General features: G+C 57.0%; 16 protein-coding genes. 10 read left to right on the top strand and 6 right to left on the bottom strand.

Annotated elements, in window-relative coordinates:
• Positions 1-119: 119 nt before the first annotated feature.
• The 3 genes from FQB27_RS03440 to FQB27_RS03430 form a co-directional block, all read right to left on the bottom strand.
• Positions 120-1517 (bottom strand): sensor histidine kinase, encoded by a 1398-nt coding sequence (locus tag FQB27_RS03440; RefSeq protein ID WP_169559456.1) that lies wholly within the window; start codon positions 1515-1517, stop codon positions 120-122.
• Positions 1518-1582: 65 nt separating this feature from the next.
• Positions 1583-3013, bottom strand: coding sequence for a dihydrolipoyl dehydrogenase family protein (locus tag FQB27_RS03435; protein WP_169559455.1), 1431 nt, complete (start codon positions 3011-3013; stop codon positions 1583-1585).
• Positions 3014-3029: 16 nt separating this feature from the next.
• Positions 3030-3788 carry a TVP38/TMEM64 family protein gene (locus FQB27_RS03430; protein ID WP_206374253.1) on the bottom strand — a complete coding sequence of 253 codons (759 nt, stop codon included), beginning with the start codon at positions 3786-3788 and terminating at the stop codon, positions 3030-3032.
• 467 nt (positions 3789-4255) lie between these two features.
• On the opposite strand from FQB27_RS03430, the gene rpmH reads away from it, so the two are divergent.
• The 6 genes from rpmH to argB are packed head-to-tail and all read left to right on the top strand — an operon-like array spanning position 4256 to position 8407.
• Positions 4256-4390, top strand: a complete 135-nt coding sequence (gene rpmH / locus FQB27_RS03425) for a 50S ribosomal protein L34 (protein WP_169543294.1) — start codon at positions 4256-4258, stop codon at positions 4388-4390.
• Between the two features lie 17 nt (positions 4391-4407).
• Complete coding sequence (rnpA, locus tag FQB27_RS03420; protein ID WP_206374251.1) at positions 4408-4785, top strand: ribonuclease P protein component; 378 nt, start codon at positions 4408-4410, stop codon at positions 4783-4785.
• Entirely contained in the window at positions 4778-5059 is a 282-nt protein-coding gene (gene yidD, locus FQB27_RS03415) for a membrane protein insertion efficiency factor YidD (RefSeq protein ID WP_169559452.1), read from the top strand. The genes rnpA and yidD overlap by 8 nt, the downstream gene beginning before the upstream one ends.
• Positions 5060-5074: 15 nt before the next feature.
• Entirely contained in the window at positions 5075-6814 is a 1740-nt protein-coding gene (gene yidC, locus FQB27_RS03410) for a membrane protein insertase YidC (RefSeq protein WP_169559451.1), read from the top strand.
• A gap of 10 nt (positions 6815-6824) precedes the next feature.
• The gene (gene yihA / locus FQB27_RS03405; RefSeq protein ID WP_169559450.1) at positions 6825-7475 is read left to right on the top strand and encodes a ribosome biogenesis GTP-binding protein YihA/YsxC; all 651 of its coding nucleotides are present in this window, start codon (positions 6825-6827) and stop codon (positions 7473-7475) included.
• Positions 7476-7495: 20 nt separating this feature from the next.
• A complete protein-coding gene (gene argB, locus FQB27_RS03400) occupies positions 7496-8407 on the top strand; it encodes an acetylglutamate kinase (RefSeq protein WP_169559449.1) in 912 nt (303 codons plus the stop codon).
• 66 nt (positions 8408-8473) lie between these two features.
• Here argB and FQB27_RS03395 read toward each other — a convergent pair whose 3' ends face one another.
• Positions 8474-9730 (bottom strand): DUF2336 domain-containing protein, encoded by a 1257-nt coding sequence (locus FQB27_RS03395; protein WP_169559448.1) that lies wholly within the window; start codon positions 9728-9730, stop codon positions 8474-8476.
• A 151-nt stretch (positions 9731-9881) separates the two neighbouring features.
• On the opposite strand from FQB27_RS03395, the gene FQB27_RS03390 reads away from it, so the two are divergent.
• Positions 9882-10574 carry a pyrimidine 5'-nucleotidase gene (locus FQB27_RS03390; RefSeq protein WP_169559447.1) on the top strand — a complete coding sequence of 231 codons (693 nt, stop codon included), beginning with the start codon at positions 9882-9884 and terminating at the stop codon, positions 10572-10574.
• 107 nt (positions 10575-10681) lie between these two features.
• A complete protein-coding gene (dapD, locus tag FQB27_RS03385) occupies positions 10682-11527 on the top strand; it encodes a 2,3,4,5-tetrahydropyridine-2,6-dicarboxylate N-succinyltransferase (RefSeq protein ID WP_169559446.1) in 846 nt (281 codons plus the stop codon).
• Positions 11528-11560: 33 nt separating this feature from the next.
• On the opposite strand, the gene FQB27_RS03380 is transcribed toward dapD, so the two are convergent.
• Positions 11561-12472: a DMT family transporter gene (locus FQB27_RS03380; protein WP_169559445.1), complete on the bottom strand. Its 912-nt coding sequence runs from the start codon at positions 12470-12472 to the stop codon at positions 11561-11563.
• A 159-nt stretch (positions 12473-12631) separates the two neighbouring features.
• Between FQB27_RS03380 and dapE the strand changes: the two genes are divergently transcribed.
• Together dapE and FQB27_RS03370 are read left to right on the top strand one after the other, a co-directional pair.
• Entirely contained in the window at positions 12632-13804 is a 1173-nt protein-coding gene (gene dapE / locus FQB27_RS03375) for a succinyl-diaminopimelate desuccinylase (protein ID WP_169560053.1), read from the top strand.
• Positions 13805-13806: 2 nt separating this feature from the next.
• A complete protein-coding gene (locus FQB27_RS03370; protein WP_169559444.1) occupies positions 13807-14385 on the top strand; it encodes a hypothetical protein in 579 nt (192 codons plus the stop codon).
• A 31-nt stretch (positions 14386-14416) separates the two neighbouring features.
• On the opposite strand, the gene FQB27_RS03365 is transcribed toward FQB27_RS03370, so the two are convergent.
• The gene (locus FQB27_RS03365) at positions 14417-14902 is read right to left on the bottom strand and encodes an Lrp/AsnC family transcriptional regulator (RefSeq protein WP_169559443.1); all 486 of its coding nucleotides are present in this window, start codon (positions 14900-14902) and stop codon (positions 14417-14419) included.
• Positions 14903-15123: the final 221 nt, after the last annotated feature.

Genomic DNA, 15123 nt, shown 5'->3' with positions numbered 1-15123 from the left:
CAACGCTATAGGCAACAATCAGGGTGTCTTGGCACACCCGCTTGGCGACCATCTTAAAGACGGTATATTTCGAAACCGTTAACCCCGAACATCCCGAACAAGCCCCATCCGCCCTGCGGCTATTTCCAGTCGGGCAGGCAAAGGCGAAACACCGTTCCGGCCTCCGACGTGCTGTCGACCGCGATGGTCCCTCCGTGGGCGGTGACCAACTCCCGGGCGATGGACAGCCCCAGCCCTGTTCCGCCCGCCTTGACCGATCCCGTGAACGGTTCAAACAGGTGATCCATGGCCCGCGCAGGTATCCCCGGCCCGGTATCCCGGACATACAGAACCGTTTGCGCCCCTTCCCGCCTGGCCGAGATGGTGATCTCGCCGGGGCCAGTCAGTGATTCCGCGGCATTCCGGCACAGGTTGACCATGATCCGAAAGAACTGCTCCCGATCCGCATACAGGCTGAAATCGGGGTCAAACTCCATTTTCCAAAGCAGGTTCGCACTTTTTGGCGCAGAAATGGTCAATTCCACTTCCTGCATCAAGGGCAGCAGGGGAAAACGGGATCGCTGCGGCACCCGCTCATCCGCCTTGCCGAATTTCAATGTCTCGGTACAAAGTTGAATGGCCCGATCGATACTGGCTACCAATCTGGGCACAACCTTTTGCACATGGGGATCATCCACCTCGGCCAGACCGTCACTGACGATATGGGATGTGGACAGGATATTCCGCAAATCATGGCTGATCTTGGACACCGCCATCCCAAGCGCGGCCAGATGTTCTTTCTGTTTCAAGGCAAAACGCAGGCGGGACTGCATGATCTCCAGTTCCCGCTCTGCCGTTCCGATTTCATCGTGGCGCCCCGACGGGGTGATGCTGGCGGTGATATCCTCGGGCGATCGGCGAAAGGCGATCATGCTTTCACTCAGCCGCCGCATGGGCCGCACCATCAGCCACTGCAGGGACAGGAACACCAGAACGGCCGTCAGAACCGAGATCACCAGCGACAACCAGAAAATATTCCCGGCATATTCAAGCATGGCCTTCACCAGCGGCGCCTCGTCGATCACCACCTCAATGGATGACAGCGGCGCATCCCGGATGGGTGCAATGATCCTGACAATTCTCTCTTCCCGCACCACCAGCGCCTCCAGCGCATGTTCGATCAGAATCAGGGGGCTTTGTTCGGACAAGTCAAAACTGGCATCCACCGATGCCGGCATATCCTCTCTCAGCATCAGCATCTTGGTATTGGGACTTCTGAGCGCCACAGACCGCGCCCCGACGCGAAACAGCAACTCCTCGCGCAGTTCCTCGGATACCATATTGTCCGGAGATGCCAGCAGGGACAGCGCCGCCAGATGGGCAAACTCGGTTTTCTTGGTCAGGTAGTTCAGGCGGAAAAACGCGACGGACGGCACGAAAATCAGCACCTCGGCCAGCATCACAAAGATGATGGTCAGGACCAGCAACCGTGCGGACAGGCTGCTCAAGGCTGACTTGATGTTCCGTAAAATCCCCATTTTTCCCACTATATACGCAAAAAACGCACAGAAACACACCCTTCACGGTGTCTGACCGATGCCGATCAGCCGAACAACCCGAGGAAGCGGACAAGACGGGCCGTTCCCTTACTGAACAGCTTCGGCGTATAAAACGCGCCAGCCGCCCGTTTATTGATTTCCCCATAAGTGGGATAGGGCGCAATCAGGCTGGCAACCGCGCCAATCTTCAACCCCTTCGAGATTGCCAGCCCCCAAAGCTGTATCAACTCGCCGGCCTGATAGCCAACAATCCCCGCCCCCAGTATCCGGCCTTTCCGGCTGGTGATCACCTTGACAAGCCCGGTGGTTTTGCGGTCGGCCCGGGCCCGGTCATTCTCCGCATAGGGAAAGCGTAAAACCGTAATATCGGCGCCAAACGCCTTTCGTGCGGCATCCTCATCCATGCCCACACTGGCGATTTCGGGGTCTGTAAAGGTCACCCTTGGAAAGGCCGCGTAATCCACTTTCGCTGGCAACCGGAACAGGGCATTCCGAAGGACAATTCCGGCATGATAGGAAGCGGCATGGGTAAACTGGTAAGGCCCCGCCACATCGCCAATGGCAAAGATTTTCCGATTGGTTGTCCGAAGGCGGGCATCCACGACCACCCCGGTCCGCGTTGTCTCAACCCCGGCGGCCTGCAAATCAAGGTCTTCGATATTTGTGGTCCTGCCGGTCGCCACCAGCAAATGCGACCCTGCAAGGGTTTCCTCTCCCGCCGGGCCGTTCAGGACCACCTCGATCTGATTGCCTCCTTTTGGGGCCACGCGGACAATCTCGGCTCCCTCCCGGATGTCGGCGCCTTCCTCTCGCAGGCAATCCAGAACCACCTGCCGCAGTTCTGGGTCTTCCCGTGAAAGGGCGGTAAATGCCTCCAGAACGGTAACCTTGCAGCCCAATCGCACATGGGCCGCCGCCAGTTCCATCCCGATCGGACCGCCCCCGATCACAATCAGGTGGTCCGGGCGGATCCGATTGGAAAACAGGGTCTCGTTGGTCAGGTAGGGGGTTTCCTCCAGCCCCGGCACGGGCGGAATGGCAGGGCGGGAGCCCGTGGCAATGACAAACCGGCGGGCCCGCACCGTCGTTTCACCAACCTGCACTTCCCCGCGCCCCACGAACCGCCCGTATCCTTTCAGGACCGTGACCCCCAGCCCCTCGAATCGTTCAACAGAATCATGGGGGGCAATCCCCGCGATCACGTCCTCGACATGATCCATCACCCGGCCATAATCCACCTCGGGCGCGGCTGCGGAAATACCAAAGTCGGCGGCATCATGATATCCATGCGCCTTTTTAGCGGCGGCAATCAGCGACTTTGACGGGACACAGCCATAATTCAGGCAATCGCCGCCCATCTTTCCGCCTTCGATCAGGATGGTTTTCGCGCCCATCTGGCTGGCCCCGGCGGCCACACTCAACCCACCGGATCCCCCGCCAAGGATACAGATATCTCCTGTAATCAACGTTCCCATTGGCGCGATCTCCTGTTCACCGCAACGTCCCGTCAGGCTTTGCCCGACGGATTTTATCAAGAATAACCGGCAACAGCGCGATCAAACCAAGCGCAACAAAGGCCACGATCACCTCTGGTGTCAGAAGCGAGGAAATCTGAAAGGCGCGGGTACAATCGGTCGCCCCACTGGTAAGGCAATCGGCGTATCGCTGCTGTTGTTCCAGAATGACACTGTCCAGCCCCGTGCCCAAAAAGGCGAAGACAAAGGTGCCCGGAATGATCCCTACAAAGGTGCCAACCACATAGGTCCGTAGCGGCACACCCAAAAAGGCAGGCGCGATATTGACCAGCCAGAAAGGAAAGGCCGGCACCAACCGCAGGAACAGAAGATAGTTGAGGGCATTCTTTTGAAACCCGACCTCCAGCGGGCGAAGCCACGGCCCGGCCTTCCGGCGCAGCGGCTCCCCCAGTGCGGTTTCGGCCACAAGGAACACAAGGGTCGCCCCCAAGGTGGCGGACACCACGGTGACCAGCCCCGCGATCCACCAGCCAAACAGGAACCCGCCCGTGACCGTCATCAGCACCCCGCCAGGGATCGAGGCCGCGACACTGACCGCATAAAGGACAAAGTAAAGCGCCAGCGCCGTCAGGTAGTGATCTGCCACAAAGGCCAGCAAGGAATCCCGATGGTCACTGAGGGCCTGAAAGGTGAGATACCGGTCAAGGTCGAACCAGAAAAACCCGGCGAACAGGGCCAGCAGGACCACAAGCGGGATGATTCTTTTTACAAACACACTGTTTCCACTCATTGCTCTGCCCCGGGAAAGGCCCTCCATTTGCGATTCGTCACGGTCAGGCTTTCCTCTTCCCGCCTTCGCCGGCATGTCCAAACCGGACGGAGACCGGTTTGCAATCCGGCCGGACACATCCCCCGTGCGAATCGATCCGCGCCCCTTTCCCTCTTTTTAATCCCTTGGCCCATCATATTCCACCGAAATAACCCACAGAACAACGCTTTAGCGGGGGACACGCCCCTTTTTCGCCGCACCATTCCTTTCCCTGAACTTATCCTGCTTTGGGAATTTCAAAAGCACCCTTCACCTATTCGTGAGACAAGTTGAAAGGGAAATTCGGGCAGGATATCGGCCTGCGAGACTTTATCCGCATCTCCTGCATTGACTTCACTCCCTTGAGACCTTATACAGCGGGGCTTAATTTTCTCTCTGCGCGTTTTCGTGCGGATGACTGACGGAGAAGTCTCTTGAAACGTACATATCAACCGAGCAAACTCGTTCGTGCACGTCGCCATGGTTTTCGTGCACGCCGCGCCACTGTCGGTGGTCGCCGTGTTCTGTCCAATCGTCGCACCAAAGGCCGTAAGAGCCTTTCTGCGTAACTTTTGATGTTATGCCAATGGGCGTCGAACGACTGAAACGCCGCGCGGATTTCCTCCGCGTTGCTGCCGTTCGTCGCAAATGGGCGACCCCCGGAATGGTCCTGCAAGCCGCGCGCGATCCGTCGCACGTGGATGCGGGCCGTTCGTGTTTGGGGATGCGTGTGGGCTTTACGGCAACCAAGAAAACGGGCAATGCCGTCGTCCGCAACAGAATAAAAAGGCGCCTGAGGGCCATCGCCGACGAGATTCTTCCCGCACATGCCGAAAGCGGCTGGGATTATGTTCTTATCGGACGCCAGAAGACGCCGGACAGGGATTTTGCGGATTTGAAGAAGGACCTGCTGTTTGCCTTGAAAAAGGTCGGCGCGCTCAAATCCGGCCAATCCAATGAGTAGGCTGGTAACGTATTTTCTGCAGGGACTGATCAAGATTTACCAATATGGTATTTCCCCCTATCTTCCCGCAAACTGCCGTTACTATCCAACCTGTTCAGCCTATGCAAATGAGGCCCTGAAGGTTCACGGGCCTTTTTTTGGAGCATGGCTGACGTTACGACGCCTGTTACGGTGTCATCCGTTTGGCGGACATGGATATGATCCTGTTCCACCAGGGAAGCAAAACTGTCATCGTTGTCGTACACAGTCCTCCGACGACGCCAGCGTAGAGTAAACCGAAGGCTTGAGAATGTCAGACCAGAAGAATGTTATCCTTGCGGTTATACTGAGTTTTCTGATTATTTTCGGATTTCAGTATTTCGTTGAAACCCCGCAAATCGAAGAACAGCAGACCGCTGAACAGACCTCAGCCGAAGGGTCCGCACCCAAACCGGGACAGGCTCCGGGTGATGCATCCGCCCCCTCTGCCGGTATGAGCGCTGCGGGTGCCATGACCCGCGAGGAAAGCCTGAGCAAGGCCCCCCGCATCAAGATCAACACCCCGTCCCTGCACGGTTCGGTCTCCCTGAAAGGGGCCCGGATCGACGATCTGACGCTGATCAACTATCGCGAAGAAGTCGACCCGGAAAGCCCGGAAGTCAAGCTGCTCTCCCCGGCGGGAAGCCCGGCCCCCTACTATGCCGAATTCGGCTGGAGTGTGGCCAGCGGTCAGTCTGTCAACCTTCCGAACAGCGACACGGTCTGGAGCACGGAAAATGACGAATTCACCCCGAGCAAGCCTCTGGTTCTGACGTGGGACAACGGCGAAGGCCTGCGTTTTGTCCGCACCTACACCCTCGATGAAAACTTCCTCTTCACCGTGGAACAGAAAGTCGAGAACACCACAGCGGCAGACGTCACCCTGTATCCCTATGGCCTGATCTCCCGGACAGGCAAGCCGGAAACCACCGACTTCTACATTCTTCACGAAGGGCCGATCGGCGTCCTGAATGCCACCCTTGAGGAAATCGACTACGGCGATCTGGTTGACGATGGCGGACAGAATTTCACCTCCACCGGTGGCTGGATGGGGATTACCGACAAATTCTGGCTGACAGCCCTACTGCCCGACCAGACTGTCCAGTTCAAGGGACGCTATAACTACGTTGCCACAGCCGACCGCTACCAGACCGACTATCTGGATACCGCCGGTGTTGTCATTCCGGCAGGCGGCAGCGCAGAAGCCACCAACCGCCTGTTTGCGGGCGCCAAGGAAGTGGACGTTCTGGACGCCTATGAAGAAAAATACGGCATCGACCGGCTGGAACTGGCCATCGACTGGGGCTGGTTCTACTTCCTGACCAAGCCGATCTATTTTGCCCTCGACTTCCTCGACAAGTTGATCGGCAACATGGGCCTTGCCATTCTGGCGCTGACAGTTGGTATCAAGCTGCTGCTGCTGCCGCTGGCACATAAATCCTATGTGTCCATGAGCAAGATGAAGAAGCTGCAACCGGAAATGGTCAAGCTGCGCGAGCAATTTGGCGAGGACCGCCAGCGCCTGAATCAGGAGATGATGGCCCTCTACAAGAAAGAGAAAGCCAACCCTGCGGCTGGCTGTCTGCCGATCCTGCTGCAGATCCCAATCTTCTTCTCTCTCTACAAGGTGCTGTTCGTGACCCTGCTGATGCGTCACCAGCCGTTCTATGGCTGGATTACCGACCTGTCTGCACCGGATCCGACCACCATTTTCAACCTGTTCGGCCTGCTGCCCTTCTCACCGCCTGAATTCCTGATGATCGGCGCCCTGCCGCTTCTGATGGGTATCAGCATGTATCTGCAGCAGAAACTGAACCCGCAACCGGCGGATCCAATTCAGGCCAAGGTGTTCATGTTCATGCCGATCTTCTTTACCTTCCTGCTGGCAAGTTTCCCGGCCGGTCTGGTGATCTACTGGACATGGAACAACATCCTGAGCATTGCCCAGCAGTGGTGGATCATGAAACGGATGGGCGTCCCCATTGGCGGGGAAGCTGAAAAGAAAGCATAATCGGTCTTCCATGACAGAAACAGAAAAGCAGAAACAGGAGCAGGCGGCCCTTCTTGAAGAGGGTCGCCTGTTGTTTGCCAAGGAATGTGTTTTCGTTGCCGGTGCGGCCACGCTTGAGATGCTGCCGGACCTGCCACTCAACGAAATTGCGTTTGCCGGTCGATCCAATGTGGGTAAATCCAGCCTGATCAACGCGCTGACCAACCGCAACACACTGGCCAGAACCTCCAACACACCGGGCCGCACCCAACAGCTCAACTTCTTTGAACTGGGCGGACGGCTCTATCTGGTCGACCTGCCGGGGCATGGCTACGCCAAGGTCTCCAAGTCCAAGGTGGAAGCCTGGACACGGCTGGTGAATACCTATCTGAGAGGCCGCCCCAAGTTGCGCCGGGTTTGCCTGCTGGTGGACAGCCGTCACGGCCTGAAAGACAGTGACCGCGAGATCATGTCCATGTTGGATACCGCTGCCGTCAGTTATCAGATCATTCTGACGAAGGTTGACAAGAGCAGTAAATCGGAATTGAAATCTGTCATTGAAATAACAGAGAAAGAGCTCGCCAAACGGCCAGCGGCTCACCCCAATGTCTTTCTGACCAGTTCCCACAAGGGAATTGGGATTGAGGAACTTCGGGCCGAGATCGCTTCTTTGGCTGAATAATGAAAGTCAGGACAGTGATAATGAGTGATGCGGAAATGACCGTGGAAGAGCAGTTGAAGAAAGCCAAAATTCTTTCTGAAGCCCTGCCATACATGCACCGGTTCGCCGGCCAGACCTTCGTCATCAAATATGGCGGACATGCCATGGGCGACGAAACCCTGGCGCAGGATTTTGCCCGGGATATCGCCCTGATGAAACAGGTCGGGATCAACCCGATTGTGGTTCATGGTGGCGGCCCCCAGATCGGGGCCATGCTGGACCGCCTGAAAATCAAGAGCGAGTTCGTGGACGGCCTGCGGGTTACCGATCAGGCCACCGTTGAAATTGCCGAAATGGTCCTGAGCGGGTCCATCAACAAGAAGATCGTTCTGGACATCAATGCGGCCGGAAGCCTTGCCATTGGCCTGTCCGGGAAAGACGGACGCCTGATCGAGGTTCAGAAACTGACCCGCACCAAACGGGACCCGGACAGCAATATTGAACGGATTCTGGATCTGGGCTTTGTTGGCGAACCGTCCAACATCAACCCGGAAATCCTTGAAAGTTTCGAGGATATCGACGTGGTTCCCGTGATCGCCCCCATCGGTGTTGGCCCCAATGGCCAGACCTACAACATCAACGCGGATACGGCCGCCGGTCATATTGCGGCGGCTATCGGCGCCAGCAAGCTGATCATGATGACCGATGTTGAAGGCGTTCTGGACAAGGAAAAGAAGCTGATCAACCGGCTGACCCCGTCCGATGTCCAGCGCCTGCAGAAAGATGGTACCATTGTGGGCGGCATGATCCCCAAACTGGAAACCTGCCTGTTCGCCCTGGAAAGCGGTGTTGAGGCGGCGCACATTCTGGACGGGCGCATTCCCCATGTGCTGCTGCTGGAAGCCTTTACCGAGCATGGTATCGGCACCATGATCCGAAACGACATCGACTGAGCATGAACAAGGGGGCCGCAGCGCCCCCTTCTTTTATCTGGCCCCCCTTTCGGAATCAGGCCCGGATCAATCCCCCGTATAGAAAGAAAGCTGCCAGTCCATTTCCTTGTCCGTCAACGGATATTCCACCCCGTTTCGGGCATTGACCAGTTTTCCGTGGGGCACATGGGCAATTTCAGATTGAACCCGCAAGGCCGTGCGCATGGACAGATCGGCCCGGCGGCACAAGGCGGCAATCACTTTGCCGTTTCTTGATTTCAGAATGGCCCGCACGGTCCCCGGCTCCACCCGGCTTAACAGCGACAGCCCGGTTTGCAGGAAACTGATGTCCCGGGCCTCAAGCGCGCTCAGCATTGCGCTTTCATCCAGACGGCCGCCAGCAAACATGTCCTGCGCCCTCATCTGCCCCTTGTCTTCTTTTGGTTCGGAAAAGTCATCGGTTTCCTCGATCCGGCTGCGCACGGATCGTTTCAGTTCGTTTTCGATCTCGGCCGACAGGTTATGCCGCTCCACCAGCTTTTCCACCAACGACGCCCCGACAAAGCCGGCAATACGCCGCAAGGCCCGAACGGACAAATCCAACCGCATCACCAGCGGCTCGTGCAGGGGTTTCACATATTCCGCCTGCTCGATGATCTGGTCCAACGTCTCTTCCCGAATATGCGCAGACGGATTGGCAAGAAGCGCCGCCACGGCGGGCATGTCAAGGGAGGCCGCGACCGCCTCGGACAGGGTTTCGCTAATATCTTTCCGCCTTGCAATGGCCGGAAGCGCCCCGACGGCCACCCCACTGGCGATCACTTCCAGAAGGTCCACCTCTGACAAAAGGGGGGAATATTCCAGAACCGGGCTGGCGACAATTTCCTCAACGTCATGGGCCAGACGCAGGATCACATGCCTTGGGGCCTGAAGGCTGTCCTTCAGGCTTTCCGACAGGATCGCCCGGATAGAAGGAAGCTGGTCCGCTGCCAGCATTTCCAGAACCTCGATGGTCTGTTCGCGAAGCTGTTCTGCCTCCTCGCCGGTCAGGTCGGGGATCACCTTGCCGATTTTTCGCGCCAGTTCCGCCCGCACTTCCGGTGCTTCATCGGTGGCCAGTCTTTTCTGTGCCAGCACCGGCGTGTTTGCATTGCCTGCCACATTCCTGCGCACCACTTCCGAACCGTCATCGGTCAGGTAATACAGGACCTCCGGCTTGACGGAAGGACTGGCGGCCAGTTCGGCCCGAACCTCCTCATCACGATTTGTGGCCAGACGCTTGCTTTCCTCATAGCCAACCGGCCCGGGCTTTCTGGCGCGCCTGAACAAACGGCTGATTTTCATGCGGCCCTCCCCCCGGCCTCCGACAGTTTTAATTGAACAGTCTATATTTTTTACTCGCAATCCTTAACAGCGCCTTAAAGTTTACGGCTATTCAACTGCCCGGATGGAAATTTGACTTGTCCGCAACCGTCCCGCAGCGCACAATCACCTCATGAGTAACACAGCGCACTGGTCCGAATTCGAGGACATCAATGTCTGGATCTTCGATCTGGACAACACATTATACCCATCCCACAGCAATCTGTTTGCGCAGATCGACCAGAAGATGGGGGAGTTTGTCTCCCGCTACCTGCAGGTGGAACTGGCCGAAGCAAAGGCCATTCAGAAAAAGTATTTCCGGGAACACAAAACCACCCTCAACGGGTTGATGAAAGTGCACGGGATGCCGCCGGATGACTTTCTTGACTATGTGCATGACATTGATGTCAGCAACCTTGAGAAGGCGGAACGGCTCAGTCTGGCGCTTGACCAGCTAGAGGGACGAAAGATCATCTTTACCAACGGCACTTGCGAGCACGCTACCAATGTGTCCCGCCAACTGGGTATTGACCATCATTTCGAGCATATCTTCGATATCCGCCAGTGTGATTTCCTGCCCAAGCCGGAACTGTCCGTCTACCAGAAGCTGGTCAGTGACCTGGAAATCCACCCCCAACAGGCCGTCCTGTTCGAGGATATGGCCAAGAACCTGAAGCCGGCCCATGAGATGGGCATGAAAACGGTCTGGATACCGACGCAGGAACACTGGTCGCACGACCTGTCGGACGGGGATCATATTCATCACGTTGCCGAAGACCTGCCGGACTGGCTGCACTCCCTGCTGGAGACGCGCCCCGGTTTCTGACACCCACCACCAGAAAACATCCCCTGCGGTGTCGCATGTGTTGACTTGAACCACCGGCAGGGTATGTTTCTGACAACAGTTTTCCAACCTCTCTTTAAGGAATGACAATGAGTTTGACCGAATTGCAGCCGGTTATCGACGCCGCTTGGGACGACCGGGACAACATCTCACCAGCCACTACCGGCGCCGTACGGAACGCCATCGAGGCCACACTGGAAGCCCTCGACAAGGGCGAAGCCCGTGTTGCGGAAAAAACCGCCGAAGGCTGGCAGGTGAACCAGTGGCTGAAAAAGGCTGTTCTTCTGTCTTTCCGCCTGAACGATATGGAAACCATCAAGGGCGGCCCCGGCGACAACTGCAACTGGTACGACAAGGTTCCCAGCAAGTTCGAAGGCTGGAGCGAAGAGCGTTTCAAGGAAGCCGGTTTCCGGGCGGTTCCAAACTGTATTGTCCGTAAAAGCGCCTATATCGCACCGGGCGCGGTCCTGATGCCAAGTTTCGTCAACCTCGGCGCCTATGTAGACAGCGGCACCATGGTCGACACATGGGCCACGGTTGGCTCCTGCGCGCAGATCGGCAAGAACGTCCACCTGTCCGGTGGTACCGGCATCGGCGGTGTTCTGGAACCCCTGCAGGCCGGTCCGGTCATCATTGAAGACAACTGCTTCATCGGTGCCCGTTCCGAGGTTGCCGAAGGTGTGATCGTCGAGGAAGGCTCTGTCCTGTCCATGGGTGTTTATATTGGCGCCTCCACAAAAATCGTGAACCGCGAAACCGGTGAAATCCACGTCGGTCGCGTTCCGGCCTACTCCGTTGTTGTACCGGGCAGCCTGCCGGGCAAGCCGCTGCCGGACGGAACACCGGGCCCCAGCCTCTACTGCGCGGTTATCGTGAAAACAGTGGACGAGCGGACACGCTCCAAGACATCCATCAACGATCTGCTTCGCGACTGATCCGCGAACCGGAAACAGGGAACAAGGGCGGGTCTAATCCCGCCCTTTTCTATGAGCTCTATTGGCTCTATGGGCCCGATTTTCGCGGTAAACCAGATACAGGCCGCTCCCCCCGATCAGCGCCATACCGGTCCAGACAACCTCTGCCGGAATCTCTCCAAAGATCACATATCCCAGCAGGACCGCCCACAGCAGGCCCGTATATTCAAACGGCGTGATCACGCCCACCTCGCCGGTGGTAAAGGCCTTGATGATGAAATAGTGCCCGGCCATGGAGAGCAAGGCCATCAGGCCAATGACACCCATATCCGGCACCGACATGGATTTCCAGACAAAGGGCAGCGCCACCCCGCCAAGAACGGCACTTCCCACATTGATATAGAACATGATGGTGATGGTATGCTCCGTCCGGCCGAGCGACCGGCTCCACAGCATCATCAGCGAATAACAGAGCGCCGCCCCCAGAACCAGCAAGGCCGCCGGATTGAAAACATCACTGGTCGGCTGCACAATATAGAGAACCCCGGCAAACCCGATCAGGATCGCTGCCCAGCGGTGAATGCCCACCTTTTCACCAAACAGGGGAACCGACAACGCCGTCATGATGAAAGGCGAGACAAAAAACACCGCCGTCGCCTCGGCCAGCGCCATGGAGGAGAGAGAGGCGTAAAAGAAGATCGGCGCGAAGAACCCGATGGCTGACCGGCCCCCATGCGCCCACGGCCGGGAGGTCTTTATTCTGGCAATCCCGCCCATGAAAGGCAGGATCATCATCAGGATGACCAGATTGATCATGCCGCGCAGGGAAATGATCTGGAAGGGGGAATAATCCGCCTCAACCAGCCATTTTGCCACCGCATCCATGGAAGACAGCATCAGGATCGCCAGCATCATATAGATGATGCCATGCACATTATTGCTGCTGAATTCATTAGTGTTTTTCATCGGGGAGGTACTCGTTTCACGATTGAACTTCCAGCCATAGACGTTTCCCGGGAAATGATCAACCATTGCAGATCGCACTTCCCTTATAAAACAGCGGATTTCGCGCCATATCAGGAAAGCGCATTGACCCTTCCGCTGGGCGGGGGTAATGATTTGACCATGAGCTATAATGATGAAATTGATGTCGTCCACCTGACACAGGAATTGATGCGCTGCCCCAGCGTCACCCCCACGGATGCCGGGGTCCTCAATGTCCTTCAGGCGGCGCTTGAAAAAATCGGCTTTGAATGTCACCGCCTCGTTTTTTCCGATGACAATACGCCAGATGTTGAAAATCTTTACGCCCGCTTCGGGACCAAGGGCCCGAATTTCTGTTTCGCGGGTCATACGGATGTGGTGCCCCCCGGGGATCTGCATGCGTGGACTGTGGACCCGTTCGATTCCATTATCCGCGACGGCAAGCTGTATGGCCGCGGCGCAGCGGACATGAAGGCAGCGGTTGCCTGCTTTGCGGCAGCGGCCCAACGCTTTGTCAAATCCCGCAAGGGCGCCTTTGACGGTTCCATCAGCCTGCTGATCACCGGCGACGAGGAAGGCCCCGCCATCAACGGCACCCGCAAGGTTCTGGAATGGATGTCCGAACAGGGCGAGCATATCGACCATTGTGTGGTTGGTGAGCCGACCAACCCCAATGAACTGGGCGAAATGGTGAAAATCGGTCGTCGTGGCTCCTTCACCGGTTTCCTGACGGTGGAAGGCACCGAAGGGCATGTGGCCTACCCCCATCTGGCGGACAACCCCGTTCCCCATCTGGTGGCCATGATGCAGGCGCTTGACCAGATGCATCTGGACGACGGCAGCGAGCATTTCCAGCCCAGTAATCTGGAATTCACCACCGCCGATGTGGGCAACCCGGCCACCAATGTGATCCCGAAATTTGCCCGGGCCACGTTCAATATCCGGTTCAACACCCATCACAGCCTTGACGGTCTGGACGAAAAAATCCGCGCCCTGCTGGACGGTATCGCGGCGGAACGCGGCGCCAGCTATACGCTGAAGGTTCTGAAAAACTCGGAACCGTTCCTGACACAGGAAGGGGACTTCAGCAAACTGGTGGCCGGCTCCATCGAAAAGCATGTGGGTCTCCGCCCGGAACTGTCCACCACCGGCGGCACATCCGATGCCCGGTACATCAAGAACTACTGCCCGGTGGTCGAATTTGGCCTTGTCGGGCAGACCATGCACAAAATCGACGAGCATGTCCCCGTTGGGGATATCGAGATGCTGGCCGATATCTACACCTCCATACTGGAAGGGTATTTCGCGGACTGATCATGGCAGGCCTGACAGAAATCATCTGGTCCCTTTTCGGCTGTTACCGGCTTGCGCTCCGGGATAAGGACGCGCTTTCCTTTTTTAACCTGTCCGAAAAGGGGTTCTGGGCCTCCTTCACCGCGATCCTGCTGTCGGTTCCCGTCTTTGCGCTCAGCAACGGCATTGATCTCAGCCTCGTGGACCTGAAGGTGGATACGGGAACCTACCTTCTTGTCATCTCCATTGCCCTGATCACAAGCTGGTGCTGTTATCTGGCCGCCATGGCCATTGCGGCCCGCGCTCTTGACCTGTCAGACCGGTTTGTCCCCTTCGTCATTGTCTATAACTGGGCCCAACTGGCCCTGATGCTGGTTTGGCTGCCTCTGTCCATCCTGCTACTGGGGATCATGGGGCCGGAAACCATGGCCGTGTTCCGCCTGCTGTTCATCGGGCTGAGCTATGTTTACCTCTGGTATATTCTGGTGGTGACACTGGCCGTCCCCGGCCCCACTGCCGCCGCGCTGGCCTTTCTGGAATTCATCATCGCCATTTTTGTCCAGATGGCCTTTCAGAACCTGATTTTCGCCCCGTCCGCCTGACGGCCCCCCGCCAGCCCCTTTCAGCACGCCGTCACGGCAACAGTCTGTTCAGCGGAAAGCCCTGAAAGCGCTTGTTTTCAGTCATCACCACATGGGTGCTGATATTCACCACATTGGCCCCCGAATTCAGCAGCAATTCATTCACCTGATGATATCGTTCCATATCCGCGCAAACGATCCGCAGGATGAAATCACAGGACCCGCTGACCGTGTCGCATTGCACCACTTCCGGCAGGGTCTGGACGAACTGCTCAAAGGTTCGGAAATCCTGCTGGGTATGATGTTCCAGCGTCACCATGGCAATACAGGTGATCGAGCGGCACAGCCGTTCCAGCGTCACATGCCCAAGATAGGGACCGATACAGCCATCTTCCTCCAGTTTGCGGACCCGGTTCAGGCAGGAACTGGCGGACAGGCCCACCTGCTCCGCCAAGGCCTTGTTACTGATACGGGCGTTCTTCTGTAAAATCGAAATTATATTCTGGTCAATCCGGTCCAGAGATCGTTTCTCGGCCATACTGCCCCCCAAAAAGTCGGTACGGACATATCCTATTCTGAAATAAGGGCAGATAAAGCGCCCCTTTTCAAGTCTTGTTGACTTGCCCCTGCTTTCCCCTAACTCGTTTACAGGACCGAAAACAGCCGCCGAATTTTATTCGGCTACTGCCTTGATATCCGCAGATTATTCGTCTCCGTCCCTGAACTTCCGCACCCTGTTTCGTGGCTTTTTCCGTACCC

It is taken from the genome of Sneathiella chinensis (genome assembly GCF_012720115.1).
GTDB lineage: Bacteria > Pseudomonadota > Alphaproteobacteria > Sneathiellales > Sneathiellaceae > Sneathiella > Sneathiella chinensis.
The sequence above is the reverse complement of the archived record's forward strand: the minus strand, read 5'-3'. Positions and strand labels throughout refer to the sequence as shown.